The organism is Dietzia sp. CW19 (assembly GCF_014145265.1).
GTDB lineage: Bacteria > Actinomycetota > Actinomycetes > Mycobacteriales > Mycobacteriaceae > Dietzia > Dietzia natronolimnaea.
In genome coordinates this window covers 1,440-3,720 of sequence record NZ_JAALEE010000288.1, presented here as the reverse complement: position 1 = coordinate 3,720, position 2,281 = coordinate 1,440, and the positions used below count along the sequence as shown (strand labels likewise).

Annotated in this window: 2 protein-coding genes and 1 pseudogene; all 3 read right to left on the bottom strand. The window is 65.0% G+C overall.

Features of this window, described 5'->3' with window-relative positions; all coding sequences use genetic code 11:
• A pseudogene (locus G6021_RS09305) lies at positions 1-374 on the bottom strand (Asd/ArgC dimerization domain-containing protein); the annotation flags it as partial.
• 54 nt (positions 375-428) lie between these two features.
• Positions 429-959: a hypothetical protein gene (locus tag G6021_RS09300; protein WP_182618193.1), complete on the bottom strand. Its 531-nt coding sequence runs from the start codon at positions 957-959 to the stop codon at positions 429-431.
• A gap of 10 nt (positions 960-969) precedes the next feature.
• Positions 970-2,064 (bottom strand): XRE family transcriptional regulator, encoded by a 1,095-nt coding sequence (locus tag G6021_RS09295; RefSeq protein WP_182641130.1) that lies wholly within the window; start codon positions 2,062-2,064, stop codon positions 970-972.
• Positions 2,065-2,281 lie beyond the last annotated feature (217 nt).

Below are 2,281 nucleotides of genomic sequence, written 5' to 3'. Positions count from 1 at the left end.
TCCGCGATCTGGATCGTGTTGAGCGCCGCGCCCTTGCGCAGGTTGTCGCCCGCCACCATGAGGTTCAGGCCCCTGTTGCCCTCGATCGACTGGTCCTGTCGGATGCGGCCCACCAGCGATTCGTCGATGCCCGCGGCGTCCAGCGGGGTCGGCACGTCCACGACCTTCACGCCGGCCGCCGAGGACAGCAGCTCGCGCGCCTGCTCCGGGGTGATGTCCCGCTCGAACTCGGCGTTGATGCTCAACGTGTGACCGGTGAACACCGGGACGCGCACGCAGGTGCCGGCGACCCGCAGCTCCGGCAGGTCGAGGATCTTGCGCGACTCGTTGCGCAGCTTCTGCTCCTCGTCCGTCTCCTCGGACCCGTCGTCGATACTCCGTCTTCGCCCACTCTGACCCGCCACAACCCTCTCCCGCTTCCACGTTAGTTATCGGTCCATGTACCCCTCTCGGTACGCCCACGCGACGAGACTCGCCCCGGATTTCACCGGCAACCACATCCCCGTCGCAAGCAGGTCATCTACGACCCGCTCTGCATCGCCACGATCGATATCGTCGAGGACGTGAAGTGCCTCGGTGGCGATCCACATCGAGTCCCGGGCCTCGACCATGCGCTCGACCGCCTGGCTGAGCGCCTCACGTTCGTCGATAATCGCGGTGCAGCTGTGCGCTTGCGCATATGCGATTACCGCGGCCTCACCGGCGTGCTCAGCAGCTGTCTCGGCTCCCATGTCGGACTGGATCGCCAGCTGCACTGCTCCCTCGTCGGAATCGAGGACGACGAGTTCGGTCCACTCACACTCCGCGATTGCCGGAATCCCGGAGTAGCGCTCGCGCGCCAACTCAACCTCGGCGTTCACCGCGTCCGGTATCAATATCACTCGCCCGCTGGGCGAGAGCCTTCGCAGTATCTCGCCGTGGCCTGCACGATGCCAGTGGGTGAACACACTCGTGTCCATGACCCATCGTTCAGGCATCTTCGTCGATCACCTCGAAGGGTGACTCGTCTCGTGGACGCAGCTCTGCGTCGCTGATTGATCCGCGCAGCATCTGCAGCGCTCGCTTACGTGTGAGTTTGGCATCTTCGTACCCGCGCACCACAGCGGCTGCAAATTGCGGGGACAGCCGCGGAGCGACGAGGTCGTCAGCGGGTAGCGGGACACCCACCGCCACAAAGTCCCCAGCAAATGGGACTTCCCGCGCGAGCGCCACACGCTCGCGCTCTTCGATCAGACCCACGTTCTTGAGCTGGTTGACCGTAGCCGTCCACGAGACCCGGTACTTGCCGGCGATGCGGATGGCGCGGCGGCGTGGGCTCTCCGTCGGGTAGTCACTCCACAACTTCGCCGCTCCCTCGCGGGGGATCAGGAAGTGAATAGCAACCGACTTGACCATCGTCTCGGAATCGGAGCTGTGTGCGTCATAGGCGTCGCCTACCAGCCAGTGCGCTAGTTCATGGGCGACCGTGACTCGCTTGCGCCCCTGCGGCTGCTCAGAATTGATCACCGCAGCGGCCACCGCCGTGTCGCTGTCCCCGTCGACGGTCACGCAGGCACCATCCGCCGACTCACCGTAGTTACCCACGAAAACGTACATCCCGAGCCGCTCGCAGACCGAGAGAATATCGGGGATGGGCTCGTTGTCCAGCCCGGCCCGTCTGCGCGCCTCGTGGGCAACCCGCTCCGCGTCCTCATGACGGTCGGGCACCGCCGATTCGGGTCGGCGCACAGTCGAGATCAGTTCTTTGTGCATCAGCGATCGCATGTCGTCAGCTAGCAACTCGATTGCCTCGTCCATGCGCTCTGTGACTTCCGGGTCGAATCCGGCGTCGGTGCGGCGGCTGATCACCGCAGGCACTTCGTCCATCACGAACCACTGCAATGGCTTGTCGAGCGTCGCGGCGATGGCGAACATTTCCGTCGCCGAGACGCGTCGGGTTCCCGATTCCACCTTGCTGACCGAAGTGTGATCGAGCTGGCCCAACACTTCCGCAAGCTGCCGCTGCGACATGCCGGCAGCTACTCGCGCCTCCGCGATACGCCTACCGAGTGCCTTCGCGTCCATGCTTGCGATTCTGGCACATCAAGCAGCTTGCGTGTAGCGGCCACTCAGTGTGGAGTTCCGCGGCTCCCCCGCTCGCGACCGGCGCCGCCGCCCAATCAGCGTGACCGGGCGACGGCTCTCGTCAAGGGCTGCTGCGGAGCTCGTCATCGTCGTCCTACCGAACGGCTCCCCCCTCGGCTGACTACGTGACCAGCACCGGCGTTACTTGACCAGCAGC